Source organism: Prevotella sp. AM42-24, assembly GCF_003461825.1.
Taxonomy (GTDB): Bacteria; Bacteroidota; Bacteroidia; order Bacteroidales; family Bacteroidaceae; genus Prevotella; species Prevotella hominis.
In genome coordinates, this window is record NZ_QTXV01000030.1 from 5,805 (window position 1) to 26,260 (window position 20,456).

Genomic DNA, 20,456 nt, shown 5'->3' on the forward strand with positions numbered 1-20,456 from the left:
GCTCCGCTTTTTTGTCTACATCAGACTCACGCATATCCTTCGCCTCATTATCACCGATTACAACCTCGGCGAACTTTGGCTTACTGCTTAATTGTTTCTTACCTTGTACCATAATTAGAATATTTAAATTAACGATGCAAAGGTACGAAACTTTATTTAGGCGCACAATACGGCTTTCACCGAATACTTACTCTATAACATATCTATGAGTATCTTTCATTTCTATTTTTGTATTGCCTGTGATCTCAACTTATATCCTACAGTTCCCTCTATAATTTTTTCCTGTAGAGTCTTCATGTTCTCCTTCTTGGTAAAAGGAAGATCTAATTGTTTGCAAATGGATTCTAAATCAGCCCTTTTCAAGTTATTGGAAGAAAAATAAGAAGAGGCTTCCTCACGTGATTGCATGGAGTTGAGAAAAGTGATGGCTTCTGAAACAACAATGGAGTTTTCAGACATTGGTTCATTTGGTTCTTTGGAAGAAGAAATTATATTAATTTCTATTTGTTTCTCACCATTCTCAATTTCTTTAACCATAGCTTGTGGCAATTTGTTTAAGAAAGCAAGAAAGTGCTCCATTTCTGAGACATAAAAATTCGTTCTACTCATATCACAACTTATTTAACAATTCTTTTACTATTCCATTGATACCATCTATTACATTGATGCCAGAGTTTCTTTTACTGATAACAACTGGTATTCCATATTGAGCAGCATCTGCAAAAAGTGTCTTATTCTCACGCAAGGTATCCTTAAATACATCAAATCCCAATTGCTTTGTTTGGGCGATGAAAGGGCGAAGGGCACTGATAGGCTTCTCTCCATAATACTGAACCATCGTAAATACGACACCCAGTATTTGAGGATTTATTGGCTCGTAATCATCCAAATCCGAGTCTTCAATAGAAACGTATTCATTATATTCCTTGACTAACTTATCCAAACTATTCTTCAGATAGTCGATACCCATTGTTGACAGATAGTCAGGCTTGGCAGGAATCAGAATATAGTCACTTGCAACAATCGCATTCTTGGTAACGATATTAAAGTTTGGAGGACAATCTATCAAAATAATGTCATACGCATCATTTGGTAGCTGGTTTATGCCATCCAAAAGTCGATGATGTACTTTAATAAATTGTTCCTTTGCTTGGGTCATATTGGCACCGCCCAACTTGGTTGCAAGTTCTAAATCAACATTTATCAGCTCCAAGTGTGAAGAGACCAAATCAAGTTTCCCTTTATTTTTCAGAGAATCCTTAACCGTATGAGGTGTTATGATCAAATCCTCAAACCTTTCAGTTCTTACTTTTTTCGAATCGGAAAACCAATTCTTGATAGTGTGCTTGTCTGCTACCTTTTCCTTCCATTCATCAGGTTTCAAGAATGAGAATGTCAGACTTGCCTGAGGATCAAGGTCTATCATCAATACTTTATGCCCAAGCTGTGCTAAATCACCAGCAATGTTGGTGGTAAGGGTTGTTTTACCAACACCTCCCTTATAGTTTATTATTGAAATTATATCCATCGCTACTTTGAAATTTTATGTTATACATTTTAGTTTTTTCTTTTGAGAAGAAAATTTTGTAAGTAAATGTTTGTTCAAGCGACGTAACTACTTGACGTTTACTTAAATCCAAGTAATAATTCGTTATGTTAAAACCTTACGCTGTAATCGTGTTTTTAAAATTCTATTCCCTTCATTCCACTACATCCAGACGGCTCCTTATCTCCGACATATCAATGCACTTTGCAGGGATACCTATCTTACTCAACTTATATCTTAATAAAGCAGCATATTCATCTTCATGAGTAGAAAGTAATATAAAGCTATCTTTAAAAGCATGGCGGATTGTCTCAATGAATCCCCATACATTAATATCATCGATAGTTTGCACAGGGTCATCAATAGCAATAAAAGACTGCGAACTATACAGTTTATTTAATGCCATGACAAATGCAAATATAATTGATACTAATTGTCCACTACTCAAATTATACAAAGCATCTACATCTGATTGATATTCAGAAACAAACAACACACGTTTTAAAGAAGAGTTCTTCTTAATAAATAATCCTCTTCCATAATAATTCTCTTGCATAATGCGACCAGAATATACATAGAACAAAATTTCTATATCCGAAATAACTTTCTCCAAATAATCATTCTTATAATCCGTTAGGGCTGTCGTTAGTTTCTTTAAACTATTAATTTTCTGGTCACAAAAGTTTTTTCGACACTCAAAGATCTGCTTTTGTTTTTCTTTGGCTCGATAAAGTTTGGATTTCATTGCATTCCATTGAGATAACAGATAATTACGTTTTTTCTCAATATTCTCCAAGTTTAAGTACGCTTGATTCATAAATTTCACCAAAGTACCATATGTTATATCCAACCTTTTATAGTCCAAAGTTTCATTTAACTCATCCTTAGCATCATTCAACCGCTGCTGCAATAAGGAATAATAATCCTCTGCTGTCTTTTCAAGATCAATTTCTATACCGCCAAACTTTGTTATTTCCTGGAGGTATGATTTATAGGCATCGAAATCAAGTTCCTTAAACTTAGTGTAACCTTCCTCGTTCAAATTCCATTCATCAAATTTTACTTGAAGGGTTTCGATAAGCAAAGACAAAAGTTCTTTCAACTCATTTGTCATTTTTCCCAATCCCTCTTGCAATTCAGGATAAGCCTCCGAAATTACACGTTCGTAGTTGTCAATTTTGCTTTTCAACACCTCGGTACTTTCATACCCTTGTCCACATAGCGGGCAATCTTTTAGATTTAGTGCAGCATAACTCTTGTAGAAAACTGACTTCATTTTTTCACGTTCATTCTGCAAATCGACCAATGCTTTACCCAACTGGGAAGCTGAACGACAAACAGGTTGAATCATCTGAAACTTAGACTTTATTTTTTCTTGTAAATCTATATCAACCTCATCTTTAAAAATCCCTTGAACTATTGGACTTATTGTATCTCCCAAATTGTCTATTGACACTTTATCTACTGCTGGTAATAATTTTGTTTTAAAAGCATCATATAGTTTATATTGATATTGTTGATAAAATAAGACTAAGTAATATGGGAAATTAGGAAATAATGGAGAACTCAATAGAGCATCAATTTTCTTGTTTTTCTTCCATTTTGAATAATCCTCCTGATGATTAAAGTAATAAACCAAGCAGTCTAATATACCATTTTCACCCAACACTGAGTTAAACTTTTCGTAAGACAACTGAGGATTTTCCATATCCCAATCAAATTCTTTCTCTGTAACAAGACGAGTATAATCAAATATATTCCCCTCCTCACCCTTATCCATTTCTGAAAGTTCACGAGTAATGGTCTCTATTTGCGCCTTATAGCCCCTATTTGCCTCTTTGAGTTTTTTATCTATCTTAGTTATCTTATCAATTTGCTTATCTATCTTTGTTGTATTAAACAGTTTATTGATTTGTTCTGCTCTATCAGATTCCTTGCTTTTCAAGAAAGAAGTTGCCTCTTCTTGACTCACATAGTTAAGAAAACTATAAGAGTTCATAAAGTCATCCAATCCAAACTGCCCACGATAAACCTCATCTTGTAATATTCCATCCTTTTTATATTGAATTTTCAACTCATTAAAAACTCTATCAAAATGAATCGGATTTGTGAAAGAATCCTTTTGTTCACGCCTATAAAGCACCACCTCTTCATCATCTATTTGTAATGTTACAGCTATAACAACCTGCGGAATACGAATATCATATATCAAAGGCAAAGCATATTGGCTAAATTTTGTATTCTGCCTATGAAAAGACAAATACGATTCATAACGGCTAATTTTTCCAGTAAATACAAGTTCTATAGCATCAAAAACCGTAGTCTTTCCAAAGCCGTTTTTGCCAGACAAAATTATGGATTGATACCGGTCAAATAGCACTTCTTGCTTTTCAAATCCTTTAAAATTTTCAAAAGAAACTGATACAATTTTAATCTTGCTCATGATTAATAGAATTTAACAATCCATCCAAATAGTTACCTCTTTCATTATCGTCATCTGGTATACCATCAACCCATTCATTCGTTTCTTTATTTTCATATGCAGCCCAATTTGTAGGATACGAAAGTTCTATTTTTGACTTCTCCATCTCTAACAACAAGAAAGGTAACTTATGAGCTATACCATATAATAGTGTATAGGGACCATCAGAAATTTCATTTTTCAAGTTTCCGAAAACAGAAGAATCAATCAAGTAATCTGAAATCCTCTTCTTTGGTTCAACGAGAATCTCATTATTTAAAAATTTCCAATCTTCCTGAGTATAAAGTAAAACATATTTTTTAAAATAATATTTATCGTTTTCTGTTTCAACAGCCCATGCCTTAATATCGTCATTAAACTGCGGAATACATTTCAAAATAAGAACTGATGTATTTTTCTCTGCGGCTGGATATTCCTTCATTTCTTGCCGATAATGCTCAAACAGCTCTTGTTGTTTATCAACTGCTACATCATAATCAGTAAGAATCATCCAAAAGTCAGAGTTTGCCTCATTCGCCAAAAGGAACTCTCCTTGCTTATTTTTCAACAAATGATAATTAGCTATATCAAACTCGTTTAATATCAAATCAATTATATTTTCCATTTTTCTTAGAATCAATAGTCAGTATTCCTACTTTCTTTGTGGCAAATATATTTTTGCCATCTTCATGAATACCATTAACATCTGAAAATTTCTTGAGATATTCACCAATATTACCAACATCCTGCTGAACATCCCCTATAAGCCAATTATATTCATACAGAACATCAAGATTTTTGGAATTATCTATAATTTTCTTACACAATAAAGGTACTTTTAACTGATTACTTAAAGAAGTGGGAGTTTCCTTTCCTTTGCCTTCATCCCAACTCAAATCTTCTTTTAAGAACTCCAAGCCTGTAACTACTTTGAAAAGGCAATTTGCTTTATCGTTGCTAGCTATATCAGAAAAAGTATTGACATTTCTTTCGAATAGATTGTTCGTTGGATGAACACGTTGTAAAAAGCGTTCCATCTCATCAACATTCATAGCACAAATGCGATTAACAAAGAAAAATATTTTATTCTTTTCATCATCGCTCATTTGACAATCATCATCTAATCGTTCATCATCTTCACAGATACTATTCAAATCTTCCAATAATTTATATTTGATATGATTTATGTAATTAACCCTATCATATTTGAAAGCTTCAACTTCTGCAAACAATATATCGATAATGTCATTAAATTCAATATGCTCGCTTTTAGCAATTTTTTTCAAAGTTGTTCTATTAGATTTAGAAATATATCTTTGATGAATATCTAATACTTTTTTATCTATCAGAGAAACTAATTTCGCCACAACCATATCAATGGTAGCCTCTTCTTTTTGGGTGATTTGGGAAATTGTATTTTTGATGAGAGAAAGCAGATAACCAGGTTCACAAAACTCTTGAGTATCAGTAAAAGGATACAGCATAATCCCTTCTTCACTATTAACTTTTTTATTCGTATGAAAATACAATTTACAATCATCCGCACAAAACTTTTCCAAGATTTTTAACTTGCGCCTCATTTTGCGATATTCAGCAGAATACTCTTTGACCATTTTTTCATCTTTACATTGATGAAGGCTAACTAACTTATCAGCATCATTCATAATAGCAAAATCCTCATAAGAATCCAAAAACAGCTTATATCCAGCATATTTATTCCGATCTTCTCCGATTAACCTAATACAATGATATATTCCGCAGAGTCCTTGATAAACGTAGCCTGCCCAACTGCCAAGAGCGGAGTTATCAAGTTCTCGAGGTGTTATTTTCTCTTCCATTTTTAAAACTCCTTATTTATACATTTATTTCCCAAATTCTTTAATTCTCTGCTCCTCTTTCAAAGAGCAAACAAGCAGTTGTCCGTTCTTCTCTGCTACGATATAGCGTATATCACCATTACAGCGTCCCCACTATTTTACAAGTAGTTACACGTATCTGTTTTTGAAAAAAGTTATTTTTGTTCCCCATTGCAGTATCGCTCTGCACTTGTCGCCGATCGAATGAGGAATATTCAGGATGTGACAGCAGTAGCTACGCCACCTTTATTGGTTTAAAATATTCAACAACTCAGCAGGAGTATAAACGGGTAAAGAAGAATTCGTAAAATCCTTCTTGTTACGAGTTACAATACAATCTCCCTCAGCTCGCAAAGCCGTGGCATTTTGAGTTGCATCTTCATAATCCTTCCAATCAGAAGAGAGCATTTCAATTACCGTATTGCCTTGCAAGTCCAAAACATCTACAAAATTCGACACCGCCAGAAGAGTTTCTTTTACATCTTGATACTCATACTTGTGTGCTATATACATGGCTGTAACATAAGACAAAGCTGATGTCATCAACTTTATGTCCCCTGTTATTCCAAGGGCAAAGAGTTTATCTGCATCGTCAGAAAAGCCCTCACGATTTACAACGAAATCTATTAAGATATTCGTATCTATAAAAACTCTCATAATGCATATTTTTTATCAACCAACGCATCTAAGCTATTTTCATCTGCCGGTATCGGCTTGCCACCTTTTGCCTTTAACGTTTTAACATAAGACAAAGCATCATTAAACTCAGCAGTTTCTAATAGCTTTTGCTTAGGTTGTACCTTTTGCAAAAACATAGAAATCGCCTTTTCTATTGCAGCTGTCACACTAATATTATGTAATTTAGCATAACTTTCTGCACCTTTATATATATTGCTGTCAATTGCTATTGTATTCATAATTGTATCTCCTTTTTTGCCTGCAAATATAAGGGTTTTCTATGAAACTACCAAATTTTGGGAGGAGTTTTTGCTTCTTGCTCTAATCTCCCCCAGATTAACGTATATCACCAATACAGCGTCCCTACTATACCCAAGCCCTCGCCCTTTCCAAAAGGGCAAGGGATGTAACCGCTATGCTTTAAGGTTGGCGGGGCACCAAAGCCCTGCGCCATGTTGTGCGGGATGGGACCGCAGGGGGACGGCAAAAAATATAAGTTTTTTTAATTACTCCGACAGATACTTAACTATCCAAGGTTTCAACTCTGGAATATCAACTTCTATCGTGTCCCAAAGGCTTTCGGGATCTATTGTATAATAACCATGCACAAGGACATGTCGCATCCGCTCTATCTGACGCCAATTTACATCAGAATGAGAATCACGAAATTCTGTTGAAAGCATATAGACAGCCTCGCCTATTACTTCCACCAATTTGGTAAAGCCATAAAAGATGATCTTATTCTTCTTGATATCTTCAAAAGTATATTGAGCATGAAACTCCTCTATACTTTCTATTGCTTCAAGAATATGCTCTAACCTTCCCCTATCTCTAACTTTTTCTCTCATAAATCAAGAATTTATCTTGGTTGGCTGTTTCTTGAGCAAACGGGAGAAGACGATTAGCCTCTACTATATCCACCTTGCGATGAAGCAAGTCTTCCAAATTCAACATAATACCTGCTATTTTCATCAGAGAAATTCGATTATGCTGACGATCATACTCTACAAGAATGTCTATGTCACTATCAGTAGTTTCTTCTCCTCGTGAGCATGAACCAAAGAGCCAAGCCTTTGTTATTGGCTGGCTACTAAAGAAATCTTGTATCTTTGGAATCATATCTTGTACATTCTTACTTATCATAACAGCGTAATTTTATTGTTTTTAATGGAGCTTATACTCCATTTCTCTGTTCATTGCGCAAATATAAGGGTTTTCTGTGAAACTACCAAATTTTTAGAGGAGTTTTTACTTCATATCTTAATCTCACGCAGATCTCGCAAAGTATATCACCAATACAGCGTCCTAACTATTTATCAATGGGTTAGGCATATAAGTATTTTTTCATTCAAGCTTGCTTTTGTATCTTCTGTTACGACCGTATCAAATGATCGGGGCAGTAATGGTGGTTCTATTCTTGTTGGTATCATAAATTTTTCGACTCCCCTGCCCCCCCTCTTGCGAAGAGGGGGTCCTTAACCCACTCCCAAGCCCTCGCCCTTTCCAAAAGGGCAAGGGATGTAACTTCTATGCTATTAAGGAGATTTTTCCCAACCACCCCGTCCCTCCTTCATAAGGAGGGCTCCACCGCTTTTCCCAAGCCCTTTTCCCCTCAGGGGACAAGGGATGTAACCACTCCTCCCCGTCGCTCTTAACCGCTGCGCTTTAAGGTTGGCGGGGCATCAGAGCCCTCGCCAGAATTGTTTTAGCGGGATGGGACCGCAGGGAGACTTAGTTGCTATTCGACTTTTGACAGGATTACATCTGGAGTTGTTCCCATCAGGGTTATAGCGGATATCTTGTGACCACCATTGGCATTTAATGAATGACCACAGTGATAGAGGCTGTCATCTATGATAAGCCAACGATCATGAGACTCGTTACTCCATTTTCTGATGTCTATATGATTGTTGGGGAAGAGACGGTCATGTTCCTCCATCAAGCGTTGCATTCCTTGTCCTACACCTACTGTGTAAATTGTGGCTGCTACATTTGGCTTACGGACATCAAGTACACTTAGGGTTAACGATGAAACATAGCCATCTATGATGATTACTCGATGGTTTGCGGTACGAATTAAATTCTCTAAAGCTACTCTTGCTGTATAGAAATCACCTTCAAAGAAGACCATCTCTGCTGGAGGGGTTGAGGTTCGAATGAAGAAGTCGAGCTGCTGTTGCTGCTTAGCTTGGACATCTTCAATATGGGTCATACGTTTATCCATATTCTCCTGTAAGGCTATCAAGTGACGATTTACGGAATAACCTTGAAGAAGGTATTGCTTTATAACTGCATTCGCCCACTGACGGAAACGGGTTCCTATCGGACTCTTTACTCTATAGCCTACAGAGATTATAACATCCAAATTATAGATTTTAGTACGATATCTTTTGCCGTCTGTGGCAGTATGTAAGGATTCCTTACATACTGATTTTTCGTCTAACTCTTTCTCCTTAAAGATGTTACGAATATGCATAGTTATATTGTTACGAGTTGTACGAAACAACTCCGTCATCTGTGCTTGAGTAAGCCAAACCGTATCTTGCTCCAGTTTAACCTCCAACCTAATGCTATCATCTGGTTGATAAAGTACTATCTGTGAATCATCAGCCTCTGGCTGTATATTATTGTCGTTTGCCATGATCATACATTTTTATTGCTAATATAGCGACAAAAGGACGATTATATTTCGTAATTACCAAGGAATTTTTCGACTCCCCTGTCCCCCTCTTGCGAAGAGGGGGTCCTTAACCCACTCCCAAGCCCTCGCCCTTTCCAAAAGGGCAAGGGATGTAACCGCTCCTCCTGTCGCTCTTAACCGCTGCGCTTTAAGGTTGGCGGGGCATCAGAGCCCTCGCCAGAATTGTTTTAGCGGGGATGAACCCGCAGGGTGAATACTTATAAAATGGTGGTGCGGGATGGGATTGCAGGGGCGCTATAACTGATTTTCAAGTTCATCCACTACTTCGTCTCTCAGGGTTTGAGGGACTGCACTACGCCGAAGGAATGTCCTTGCCTGGATGCTCATGCAGTGTTCGGGTGGATAGAAGAGTTGTGTTAATTTTTATCATTTAGAATCATACGGAACTTGGTCTATTACTGGCACCTTATGAAGCAGTACATAACGCTGCAACAATTGTCGCCAAACCAAAAGGCGTGTTCCTTTCCATATCTCAACGGCTGCCGCCGTGAGTTGAGTGAAGAGTGAGGAACGAAGAGTGAAGAATTCATTTGCTCTTCTTCCCAACTCTTCCATGTCTTCTGTGTAAATGATGTCTGTTTCTATCGAAAAACCACCTATGCCATTGACCTTTTCAAACTTATACTCGCTTTGTGTTAGCAGGTATAATAAACGAGGATATTTCTTCGCCTCCAAGTTGGTGTGGAATTTTTCTCGTTCATCCTCACTTTGAGAAGCGTAATAGTCATAGAATCCTCCCCATGAACAGATAGCCTTTACCTTACCACCATCTGTATTCACCAGTGCAAAATGGGCATCATACTCATAGTCCTCATCGAATACCGTGGTGTTTTTGTCTGACTCATCATCTTTATCCAGGAAAACATCTCGAAGATTACAGCGAAGAATCAGTTCTGTGATTCCATTATGACACAAAACCGTAAAATTTTGTCCTTCTGGGATGATTTCTCCAGAAGTTGGTGTAAGAAAGGGACGTAATTTGGCATCAGGAATCAGTTCTTCCAAGCACTCCCCAAGGGCGATTTCACCTGTCGGAAAGTTCTTGGAAAGGATACGAAAGTTATTTCGCATTCTTTTGTCTATCTGATCCAAAACTTTTTGCTGCTGGGCAACAGTTTTCTCTTCTTTCTTGTTATTGTATGCCCTATCCGTCATTCTCCGATTGCGATAGACTGTCAATCTCTTTTGATAATCCAAGAAAAGATTGTGCAATGTTTTATAAGCATTCTCGGAAGGCTGTTTTGCCTGAAGATAGCCAATCATCTGATCGATGGCGCGCCACATGCCCACGGCCTCTGCTTTTGGACCCTTTGTTGCCTCATGCTCTATCTGCATATCGTATTGACGGATATTGGATACATTGAGGCAGTGGTTATTTCCAAAGCGCACAAAAAGATGACGGTCTTTCTTGCCTTTTCTCTTGATTTGTTTGACCACGCCAACCCAACCTTTCAAAGGTCCACTAAATATGCGGATGGTATCATTTTCCAAAATGAGGTCATCATATCGCTTATCAACAATACTCAATCCCTCTATGCCATCTGCCATTTTATCGCAGAAATAGATAAAATGTTCCATGTCTTCATCTGGAATCGTGGCATTTTTTATAACAGCGTCCAGGTTTAAGTCCTTGACATCCTTACAAAGAAGATGTGCAGTTGAGACAAGCTTCTTTTTCTGTAGTTCGCCTGTTTCCAAATTTCGGACTGTATCTTCATAGGCAAAATAGCCCCAATATGTCAATATTCTCTTCAAAGCTTTTACGCTGTCAGCCTTGATGAACAGCAATCCACATATCAGTGGACGAAAACGGAAACGCTCTTCTCCCTTGGTGTCGACATACTTCATCCGGCATTTTGGCAGATAGACTAACTTCACTATGCCAGAATATGTATTTTCAAGAAACTCTTTCGTTTTTTGTTCTTGAAATTTGTTTGTATTGACTATAAACCACATAATTTTTAGTGAAGAGTGAAGAGTGAAGAGTGAAAGGAACGACCAAATATCAAACGCGTTTGGCCACATGATACATCTCGGTTTCTCCTGAAAAGATTTCTCTTCCCGGATTATTGGTTTTGTGAAATGTATCACAGCATTGAAAAATCAATAGACTAACTTCCACTAATCTTCAATACTTTTATGTCTTTCAGCCTTCTGCATACATGATGCATGTAAGCCCGAGTTAAGCAAATTGTATGTCATACGCCCTGCTTATATGAAAGCCATATTTATAGTTCTATCCTATTCATTTTTCCAATCTCTATGTAAAAGATACAGAATCATACTGCAAAAATACGAAAAATATTGTAAATTAGCGAATTATGCGTGTTAAAAATTTAATATCACACCATAAAACTCAACAATCATTCGGTAATGATTTTGAACAAGCCTTAACACCCTCAGATTATCAGGAAATTACGAAGTTTTCAGTATCTCTTACATAGAGAGTCAGAAAGAAGGTATAAAAATAACATATTTTGAGGTAATAATTAGTTTTTCTACGTATAAAACAATAATTACACATCATAAAAACAAAAATTACCCCCATAAAATGCAAGTTTCATGTATCTTTGCATCAGAATTAAAACAAAGGGCGTTGTGAAACGCTAAGAATCATCTTTTACTTATACAATATATATTAGAGAATATATAAAAAGCCAGTTCCTAAGAACTGGCTTTTTTATTTTAATAGCATATCAATTTCACAAATGACATGCAGCTTTTATTATAATATAGATTAGTTGATAATTTCATCTTCCTCATCTTCATCCTCTACTACTTGATTCTCAATTTCCGCTAAAGGCAACTGACGATTTATCGCAGCATTAAAGGAAATGATAGTCTCGCTTCTGGACAAGCCTAAAGGCTGGAGCTTATCATGAATAATTTCCAGAAGATGATGATTATTGGAAGCATATATCTTGATGAACATATCCATGCCACCAGTCGTATAATGACATTCCACTACTTCTGGAATTTTTCTCAACTCAGCAACAACCTTGTCGAAATTCTCCGGATTTTTCAAATACAATCCCACGTATGCGCAGGTCTCGTAACCTATCTTCTCTGGATCTATAATAAACTGAGAGCCTTTGATAATGCCAAGGTTTGTCAATTTAGCAACACGCTGATGAATGGCTGCACCACTTACATTACAAGCTCGTGCAACCTCCAAAAATGGAATACGTGCATCCTGAGAAATTAACTTCAGAATCTTTCTGTCTAATGAATCTAATACTTGTTTTGACATAATTATAATAGTTTGAGTGCAAAGTTACTACTAAAATTTAATATTCGCAACTTTTTATGCAACTTTAATTATAATTTTTAATTATTTTCCATTATCTACAGCAGAATAATTGATTCTAAGGGCTTTTGATTGGCGTAAAGCTTGCTTAACGTCAATAATAACTCCCATTTTAGAATACTTATCCGCTTTGATTGAAACGACCATTGCCTGCAAGTCTTCAGGACTCATTCGCTTTTTCTCTGCACTTATATAATCAGAGATTTCAGAAGGAGTTATTAACTTATCATTCATCTGAACACAAGCAGAATCATTCTGAGGCTGAGTAGCAGCAGAAATAGGTCTTCCTATATAAAGATAAGTAACAGCGGACTTCTTGGTTAATCTTGTCAGTTCCTTTCCCTGTGGTACCTGAAACTTAACCTTAACCGTTTCATGCCTCATGTGAGTAACTATCATAAAGAAAAAAAGCACGGTAAATATCAAATCCGGCAATGAAGACGTATTCAAGCCAGGAACTTCATGAGAACGCCTTTTAAAACCCATACTCATTGCTTGCCTCCTTTCTCTTCAGAATGCTCTTGCTCTTCTGCCATTGCATCTACTCGCTTATCAGAGCCAACTGATGCATTCGCATAAGACTCCGTCACGCGCTGCTGGCAGTTCTTTCTAACGCTCTCCTTTTGAGAGGAGCTCAGGGCATCAAATGCCTTTCCAAAATGCTTCATAGAATATTGATTGCGTAGTTCATTATACGCCATCATGATTTGGTTTTGCATTTGAAAGTACAAGTCATAATCTGCCTCTCTGTCGCTCTCTATAGAAATGAGATGGCGATTGCCTAAACGATTGACAAAACGAATGATTTCACCTTTCAGTCGAGAAACCTCAATAGGCTTATCATTCAAGAGCAGACGATGATCGGCAGTAACATGCAAAGCCATCAAAGTATTCTTATCTACTATCGTTTCAGTCTTCAACTGTTTCTGAGGTTCAGGAGAAGGTAATAGACGAAAAAGTCCCTTGTCAACATCCATTGAAGTCGTGACAAGAAAGAATATCAGCAACATAAAAGAAATATCTGCTGTTGAAGCGGTGTTCACTCCAGGAACTTGCCTTTTATTTCGTCTAACAAACATAATTACTTTTTAAATCTTTTACGGTCTTTTCTGATATAACGTGTAGCACCAAATAAAACTGCTCCTATAGCACACAATAACAATGTGGCAGAAGACCATATAAACATATCTGATAATTTAAGCCACAACCAATCAGTAAAAGCCTGTCCATTAATCAAAATCATTCCTGAGGAACCCAAGACGAACGTTAAAACCAACAAAGCCAAAGTTCCTCCCCATGTAATCCAAACAATATTCCCTGCAGGAATACCATTCATCTTCATCTCACCCTTGGACTTTCTTTTACCTGCCCTGACAAATGAATATATTGCCAGACATAAGGCTAAGAGGAAAAATATCCACATGGTAACCAATAAAAGATTAGTAAAAAATGGAGCATTAAAATCCGGGTTCTCCTCGAAAGGCATATCATATCCTACAAAGAAGAACAGGAAAAAAGTAATCACAGCAAAACCTACCAACACATAGAATATGGACTGTGACAACTTTTCTGTTGGCCATTTCTTAATATTACTAATTTTCATCTTTATACTTTGCTATAATATCCATCAGAGAAATCGCAGATTCCTCCATCTGGCTGGTGATATGTTCGATCTTAGACAAGATATAATTATAGAAGACCTGTAAAATCAGAGCAACTATGATACCAAAAATAGTTGTCAACAAAGCGACTTTCATACCAGAAGCCACAATCGTAGGACTAATATCTCCAGCTTGCTGAATTTGATCAAAAGCCATAACCATACCAATGACGGTGCCTAAAAAGCCTAAAGAAGGAGCCATTGCAATGAAAAGGGTAATCCACGAACATCCTTTTTCCAAATTAGCAACCTGCACAGAGCCATAACTTGAAACCGAACGCTCTATATCACCCATCGTATCCTTGATGCGCAGCAGGCTCTGATAACAGATAGAGGCAACAGGTCCACGGGTATTACGACACAATTCTTTTGCGCCTTCAATATCACCCGCAGCTACTTTCACATCAAGATCAGCCATCAACTGCTTAGCGTTAATTTCAGAAAGACTCAGATAGACAATTCGCTCTATGCAGAAAGCCAAGCCAATAATTAAAGCTATGGCAACAAGCGACATAAAGCCTGCATTTCCCTCAATAAACTTAGTCTTAAGTGCTTGATGGAATCCCATCGACTCTTCTTGTGCCAATATCGGTAAAGAAGAAGTTATCATAAATATCAATATTGCGAAACGCGCAATAAATGTATATTTCTTCATATTATTTAAAATAAGATACAGCGGAAAGAGGGGGATTCGAACCCCCGAACCGGTTTTGCCGGTTACACGCTTTCCAGGCGTGCCTCTTCAGCCACTCGAGCACCTTTCCTTCATCTGCCGTCAAAGACGCTATTGAATACCAAATCAAACAATACCATGATAAACACAGCATCGCAATTCGGACTGCAAAATTATCGCTTTTCGGGCAAAATACCATAAATAACTATTCTTTTTATATTTCTTTAAGAAAATTGTCCCGTTTTTACACCAAAAACACGTTCTACGTTCTGATTAGTCACCTTTGCAACCTCTTCTTCACTGACACCATAAGCAGTTGCCAAGGTCTTCATGACTTGTACTACAAAGGCACTTTCATTACGCTTACCACGATATGGAACAGGAGCCATATAAGGACTATCTGTCTCTAAAACGATTCTTTCCAGAGGTACTGCTGCAGGAAGGTCTTCACGCAAATGACTGCTCTTGAATGTTGACACGCCACCAATACCAAGCACAAAATTATCATACTCTAATAATTCTTTAGCTTCTTGCTGGTTGCCTGTAAAACAGTGAAAGACTCCACCTGGCAGTTTATCTTTCCATTTACGTAATATATGCAACATTTCATTCTGAGCTTTACGACAATGTATCATCAGAGGAAGCCCCGTCTCGTAAGACCACTCAACTTGTTTCTCGAAAGCCTCAAGCTGTTCTTTTTCAAACTCACGACTCCAATAGAAATCAAGTCCGATTTCCCCGATTGCAATGTAATCGCTTTTATACTTAATCCCATTCAAACCATCCACAGCTGTAAGATGCTCATCCAAAATAGCCTCTATTTTTTTCAATTGTTCTTTCCAATCGGCTTTTACTTCCTCTGGATGAAGTCCTACCATAGGATATGCATAGCCAGGATATTCATGACTTAACTTCAATACAGCTTCTGATGTCTTCACATCAATAGCAGGGAGAAACATCATGCCGACCCCAGCCTCCTTTGCACGCAGAATAACTTCTGAGCGATCTTCATCAAACTCCTCACCATCAAGATGAGTATGTGTATCTACTATTTTCATATACATCAATCATTATATAAGAAATCCATATTAATAAATATGCGGTTCATGGCGCCGATAATAATATACGATGCCATATTCACGACAATGATTAAAACGGGTTGCAGGTGGTTCATTCACAAAATGATGTTCTATCTGATTCCATAAATCCAAAATCACCTCATCGACCGCAGGTCTCAACAACCTGAGTTTTTCTATCGAATCATTCACCCTATCCTGCAAAATGCGTTGCCTTTCAATGGCCTCACAATAAATATCATAATGGGTAGAGACCATGCCTATAGTAGGATTATAAATCGGTCTTCCACCTTGTTTGAGCCTGGCTTTCTCACCAGCAATAATTTTCTGTCCCCAGTCCAAAAGTCCATCTATCGTTTTGAGATGAGGAACAGCAGATGCTTTCTCGTCAAGTCCATACAGAGTAAGACAGCTTCGTTTGATTTCGCCACGTTCCACAGCTAAAAATAAGACTTGCAGGAAATGGCTTAAATACATCATCGCATTTTTCTGCAATTTATCTATCTTCCCCGTAAATCTGGTCTGAGCCTTCAAGTTGACCTTATACTGCTCTGAAGCAGTCAACAACTTATCATACGCAGGTTGCGCTTTATTGATTGTCTTCCAATCAATAAAGCGTTCCCTAACCGTATAAGTATCATTATTGTCCAAAAGCGTTTTCAATGCTTTCAGCCTTGCAGTATCAGTTTTTGGCAGTCTCCTATATGGCACTTGAATATCTCCTCTACTATTTAAAAAAGTTACTTTCAATACAAACAATCCGACGAACACCTGTTAATATTGGCGTTTCATCATTTTTTGAGCATACTTGCGCAATTCCTCTTTTTTCTCTTCAGGTACATTGACCGCGTCAAGGTATTTCTTACTTTGCGCGAAATAATAAGCAATCTTATCTTGCGCCAATTGATCGATACCTATCTCATTATAAAGACGAGTCACAGCATCTACCTTCTCATTTCTGTCAAAATCACGAGCACTAACCCAACGGGTTAATTCCTCACGCTGCGCAGCATTGGCCTTGTTGAAAGCATTAATGAGCATATAAGTTTTTTTATTAGAAGTGATGTCACCTCCTATTTCTTTACCAAAGACCTTGGAATCACCATAAACATCGAGATAATCATCCTGCAACTGGAATGCCAAGCCAATTTGTTCTCCAAACTTATAGAGATTGTCTGCATCCTCAGCACTTGCGTCTGCCAATATAGCACCTATTTTCAAAGCACAAGCCAAGAGAACACTCGTCTTGAGACGAATCATCTCTATATATTCTTCTTCCTTTACGTCATTGCGAGTTTCAAACTCCATATCATATTGCTGACCTTCACCAATTTCCAATGCAGTAACCGTAAAGAGATCCAAGATGTCTTTTAAATGTTTTGCATCACACTGCATCATACGTTGAAAGGCGAGAACCAACATAGAGTCACCAGACAAGATGGCGGTATTATCATTCCATTTTTTATGGACCGTCAAATGACCACGACGCATATCGGCATTATCCATCAAATCATCATGCAACAAAGTATAATTATGATAGGTCTCCAAAGCGCAGGCATTCATGAGGATGTCTTCCGGATTTTCCTTATAGAGATTATAAGCCAAAAGCATTAACGTAGGGCGAATACGTTTTCCTCCCATTGAGAGGACATATTTAATCGGTTCGTAAAGAGACTCAGGTTTTCTGTCGTATGACAAATGTTCCAAGAACTCATTAACCATCTTTAAAATTTCATCAGCTGTCTTCATTATATATTAAATTTATTATTAATTAATCGAACATATCTTTTTAAGATTCACGTTACAATTGAAATACCACAGGAATGGCAATCATAGTACGACAAACCTTGTTCTTATCCATTCCAGGTTTCCATTTCGGCATCATTTTCAGCACACGCATAGCCTCATTATCCAAGATAGGATTTGCCGACTTACTCACTTTCAGATTGGCCACACTACCATCCTTGTTGACGATAAAAGACACAACTACCGTTCCCTGTATTTTATTCTGTTGTGCAGAATGAGGATATTTCAAGTTTTTTGTAAGCCATTGCATAAAAACAGACCATCCTCCAGGAAATTGCGGTATTTTCTGTACAACCGTAAAATTGATTGGAGCCTCAGCCAATGCTGCAGAATTGGATTTATCTACCACATTTTCAGGCACAGCCTCTTTAATATCAGAGCCATCCACTTCCCCTTCCCCATCACCAATCACCAGTTCACTTGTAGTACTGCTGATTTTTTGAGGAGCAGTTTCTGTTTTCTCTGCAGTTTTCACCTCTTGCGTAATGGATTTAGAGACGGGCGCAGAAGGAGCTTCTGCCGATACCATATCCTTTTGTTCTGCAGGCATATTCATCTCCAAATCCTGTGCTAACTCCTCCAGATCATCAGAGTCAAGATCGGAATCAGATGCATGATTTTGATATTGCAAGCCTACAAATACGAAAGATAAAGTCATAACCATACCCAGCAAGAAAAAAGTTCCCCGCTTATTATCCAGTCGTGCACTATTAGTCTTCTTTATTTCCACTTTTAAATCTCCTCTTTTGCAGAATCTTCTACAATAAATGAAGTGTACAATCGTTATATTAAACGAAATCAATGCAAATTTACGTCTTATTATTGAAAAAAAGTGTATCTTTGCAAAATAATTAGAGAATTTAAATGAAAAAAATAGTTTTTTTCGCTCTCTTGACGCTTTTTGCATCAAAATTGCACGCCCAAGAGAGCCAAACGGGATATAATTTCCTCCGCCTACCTGTTAGTGCTCATGCTGCTGCACTTGGTGGAGATAACGTCACCTTAATAGAAGATGACGAAGCTCTCATATTCCAAAATCCTGCCTTACTTTCATCGGTAAGCGACAAGACCATTAACCTCAATTATATGAATTATATGTCAGGAGTCAATACTGCTTCTGCCTCTTTTAATCGTGTCATCAAGGAAAAAGCATCCTGGGCGGTTTCTGCCCAATACATGGATTATGGTAACATGAAGGAAACCGATGCCAACAATAACATCTTAGGCGATTTTTCTGCCAAGGACATTACCATAGCCGGTTACTTTTCATATATGTTGAGCGATAAAATTGCTGGTGGTATTGCTGCCAAATTCATCACTTCCTATATTGGCGACTACAATTCTATCGGAGTGGGTGTTGATCTCGGTATCAATTATTATGATCCCGAGCACGAATGGTCCATTTCTGCTACTGCCAAGAATTTGGGCGGACAGATAAAAGCATATCAGGATGAGTATGACAAGATGCCGATTGATTTACAAGTGGGAGTCAGCAAACGCTTTACGAATACCCCATTAAGGGTCTCTGCTACTTTAGTTAATCTCAACAATTGGGAGAATAGTTTTATCTACCATGCCGTAATCGGAGCTGAACTTTTACTTTCTGATCAGATATGGATCGGCGGAGGCTATAATTTCAGAAGAGCAAAAGAGATGAAAATAGACAGCAACTCTGAGGAGAAAGGCAGCAGCCATGGAGCAGGACTTTCCTTTGGAGGGGGTATCAATCTCAACCGTTTCCATCTGAATATTGCTTACGGAAAATATCACGTCAGCAGTAGCAGCATCATTGCCAATTTAGCATATACATTATAAGATTATAATTCAAAACAATATCATAAATATCCAATAAAATGAAGAAAATTACTATAGCTATAGATGGTTACTCTTCTTGTGGTAAGAGTACGATGGCGAAAGACCTTGCTAAAGAAATAGGTTACATATATGTTGATACAGGAGCGATGTATCGTTCGGTGGCTCTCTATGCAATGCGTCATCATCTCTTCCTGGAAGATGGAAGTGTAGATACAGACAACTTAGAAAAAGAAATGCCAAACATCCATATTTCTTTTAAACTGAATCCTGACACACAAACTCCAGACTGCTATCTCAACGGCGAATTGGTAGAAAAAGAAATCAGAACTTTAGAAGTATCCAACCATGTCAGTCCTATTGCCGCAATACCCTTCGTCAGAAAAGCCTTAGTAGCACAACAGCAAAAAATGGGAGAAGCCAAAGGCATCGTAATGGATGGTAGAGACATCGGCACTACGGTGTTTCCTCATGCCGAACTGAAAGTTTTCGTTACAGCCAGTTCACAGGTTAGAGCGCAGCGCCGCTATGATGAACTGAAAGCAAAAGGAATGGCAGCCGACTTTGACGCCATCCTTAAAAATGTAGAAGAACGAGATTATATTGATACCCATAGAGAGGTATCCCCTCTCAAGAAAGCTGATGATGCCTTGATTCTGGACAATAGCAACATGACTATTCCTCAACAAAAAGAATGGTTGATGCAGCATTACCAGACCGCTATAACACAAAAATAGCGTTAGATTTGCAAAAATCTGTTAAACGAAAAGATTTCAGCTAAACAATCATAACTTTCATTGAAAAATAGTTGGTATTTATTTTTCTTTTTAATATATTTGCAATCAAATGACAAGGTAGTAATGATATAGATTATAAATTT

The 20,456-nt window shown here is 37.5% G+C and carries 22 protein-coding genes and 1 tRNA gene; 2 read left to right on the top strand and 21 right to left on the bottom strand.

Annotated features, from left to right (window positions below; translation table 11 throughout):
• Positions 1–222: 222 nt before the first annotated feature.
• From DW917_RS09980 to DW917_RS10080, 21 genes are all read right to left on the bottom strand, one after another.
• Positions 223–609 (bottom strand): hypothetical protein, encoded by a 387-nt coding sequence (locus DW917_RS09980; RefSeq protein WP_118118328.1) that lies wholly within the window; start codon positions 607–609, stop codon positions 223–225.
• A 1-nt stretch (position 610) separates the two neighbouring features.
• Entirely contained in the window at positions 611–1,528 is a 918-nt protein-coding gene (locus DW917_RS09985; protein ID WP_118118330.1) for a ParA family protein, read from the bottom strand.
• Positions 1,529–1,700: 172 nt separating this feature from the next.
• Positions 1,701–3,989 carry an AAA family ATPase gene (locus DW917_RS09990; RefSeq protein ID WP_118118333.1) on the bottom strand — a complete coding sequence of 763 codons (2,289 nt, stop codon included), beginning with the start codon at positions 3,987–3,989 and terminating at the stop codon, positions 1,701–1,703.
• A complete protein-coding gene (locus DW917_RS09995) occupies positions 3,976–4,632 on the bottom strand; it encodes an ABC-three component system middle component 1 (RefSeq protein ID WP_118118335.1) in 657 nt (218 codons plus the stop codon). Before DW917_RS09995 ends, DW917_RS09990 begins: the two co-directional genes overlap by 14 nt.
• Positions 4,616–5,845 (bottom strand): ABC-three component system protein, encoded by a 1,230-nt coding sequence (locus tag DW917_RS10000; protein ID WP_118118337.1) that lies wholly within the window; start codon positions 5,843–5,845, stop codon positions 4,616–4,618. The genes DW917_RS09995 and DW917_RS10000 overlap by 17 nt, the downstream gene beginning before the upstream one ends.
• 264 nt (positions 5,846–6,109) lie before the next feature.
• Positions 6,110–6,520 carry a PIN domain-containing protein gene (locus DW917_RS10005; protein WP_118118339.1) on the bottom strand — a complete coding sequence of 137 codons (411 nt, stop codon included), beginning with the start codon at positions 6,518–6,520 and terminating at the stop codon, positions 6,110–6,112.
• Positions 6,517–6,780 (bottom strand): hypothetical protein, encoded by a 264-nt coding sequence (locus DW917_RS10010; RefSeq protein WP_118118341.1) that lies wholly within the window; start codon positions 6,778–6,780, stop codon positions 6,517–6,519. Before DW917_RS10010 ends, DW917_RS10005 begins: the two co-directional genes overlap by 4 nt.
• Positions 6,781–7,047: 267 nt before the next feature.
• Positions 7,048–7,389, bottom strand: coding sequence for a DUF86 domain-containing protein (locus DW917_RS10015; RefSeq protein WP_118118343.1), 342 nt, complete (start codon positions 7,387–7,389; stop codon positions 7,048–7,050).
• The gene (locus DW917_RS10020; RefSeq protein WP_118118345.1) at positions 7,373–7,684 is read right to left on the bottom strand and encodes a nucleotidyltransferase family protein; all 312 of its coding nucleotides are present in this window, start codon (positions 7,682–7,684) and stop codon (positions 7,373–7,375) included. Before DW917_RS10020 ends, DW917_RS10015 begins: the two co-directional genes overlap by 17 nt.
• Before the next feature lie 595 nt (positions 7,685–8,279).
• A complete protein-coding gene (locus tag DW917_RS10025) occupies positions 8,280–9,182 on the bottom strand; it encodes a virulence RhuM family protein (RefSeq protein WP_158570114.1) in 903 nt (300 codons plus the stop codon).
• A gap of 426 nt (positions 9,183–9,608) precedes the next feature.
• Positions 9,609–11,090, bottom strand: a complete 1,482-nt coding sequence (locus DW917_RS10030) for a hypothetical protein (protein WP_147344161.1) — start codon at positions 11,088–11,090, stop codon at positions 9,609–9,611.
• A gap of 889 nt (positions 11,091–11,979) precedes the next feature.
• Positions 11,980–12,492, bottom strand: coding sequence for an Lrp/AsnC family transcriptional regulator (locus tag DW917_RS10035; protein ID WP_118118351.1), 513 nt, complete (start codon positions 12,490–12,492; stop codon positions 11,980–11,982).
• Between the two features lie 81 nt (positions 12,493–12,573).
• On the bottom strand, positions 12,574–13,041 hold the full coding sequence (locus DW917_RS10040) for a biopolymer transporter ExbD (RefSeq protein ID WP_118118353.1): 468 nt from the start codon (positions 13,039–13,041) through the stop codon (positions 12,574–12,576).
• On the bottom strand, positions 13,038–13,628 hold the full coding sequence (locus DW917_RS10045) for a biopolymer transporter ExbD (protein ID WP_118118356.1): 591 nt from the start codon (positions 13,626–13,628) through the stop codon (positions 13,038–13,040). Before DW917_RS10045 ends, DW917_RS10040 begins: the two co-directional genes overlap by 4 nt.
• Positions 13,629–13,630: 2 nt before the next feature.
• Complete coding sequence (locus DW917_RS10050; RefSeq protein WP_118118358.1) at positions 13,631–14,152, bottom strand: hypothetical protein; 522 nt, start codon at positions 14,150–14,152, stop codon at positions 13,631–13,633.
• A complete protein-coding gene (locus tag DW917_RS10055) occupies positions 14,142–14,819 on the bottom strand; it encodes a MotA/TolQ/ExbB proton channel family protein (protein ID WP_233524701.1) in 678 nt (225 codons plus the stop codon). Before DW917_RS10055 ends, DW917_RS10050 begins: the two co-directional genes overlap by 11 nt.
• Before the next feature lie 66 nt (positions 14,820–14,885).
• A tRNA-Ser gene (locus tag DW917_RS10060) sits at positions 14,886–14,973 on the bottom strand.
• A 133-nt stretch (positions 14,974–15,106) separates the two neighbouring features.
• Positions 15,107–15,940, bottom strand: coding sequence for a TatD family hydrolase (locus DW917_RS10065; protein ID WP_118118388.1), 834 nt, complete (start codon positions 15,938–15,940; stop codon positions 15,107–15,109).
• A gap of 30 nt (positions 15,941–15,970) precedes the next feature.
• Positions 15,971–16,669 carry a hypothetical protein gene (locus tag DW917_RS10070; RefSeq protein WP_118118390.1) on the bottom strand — a complete coding sequence of 233 codons (699 nt, stop codon included), beginning with the start codon at positions 16,667–16,669 and terminating at the stop codon, positions 15,971–15,973.
• 63 nt (positions 16,670–16,732) lie between these two features.
• Entirely contained in the window at positions 16,733–17,707 is a 975-nt protein-coding gene (locus tag DW917_RS10075) for a polyprenyl synthetase family protein (protein WP_118118362.1), read from the bottom strand.
• Positions 17,708–17,759: 52 nt separating this feature from the next.
• Entirely contained in the window at positions 17,760–18,494 is a 735-nt protein-coding gene (locus DW917_RS10080; RefSeq protein ID WP_118118364.1) for an energy transducer TonB, read from the bottom strand.
• A gap of 134 nt (positions 18,495–18,628) precedes the next feature.
• On the opposite strand from DW917_RS10080, the gene porQ reads away from it, so the two are divergent.
• Positions 18,629–19,579, top strand: coding sequence for a type IX secretion system protein PorQ (gene porQ / locus DW917_RS10085; RefSeq protein WP_118118366.1), 951 nt, complete (start codon positions 18,629–18,631; stop codon positions 19,577–19,579).
• 38 nt (positions 19,580–19,617) lie between these two features.
• Positions 19,618–20,313, top strand: coding sequence for a (d)CMP kinase (cmk, locus tag DW917_RS10090; protein ID WP_118118368.1), 696 nt, complete (start codon positions 19,618–19,620; stop codon positions 20,311–20,313).
• The last annotated feature ends 143 nt before the right edge of the window (positions 20,314–20,456 follow it).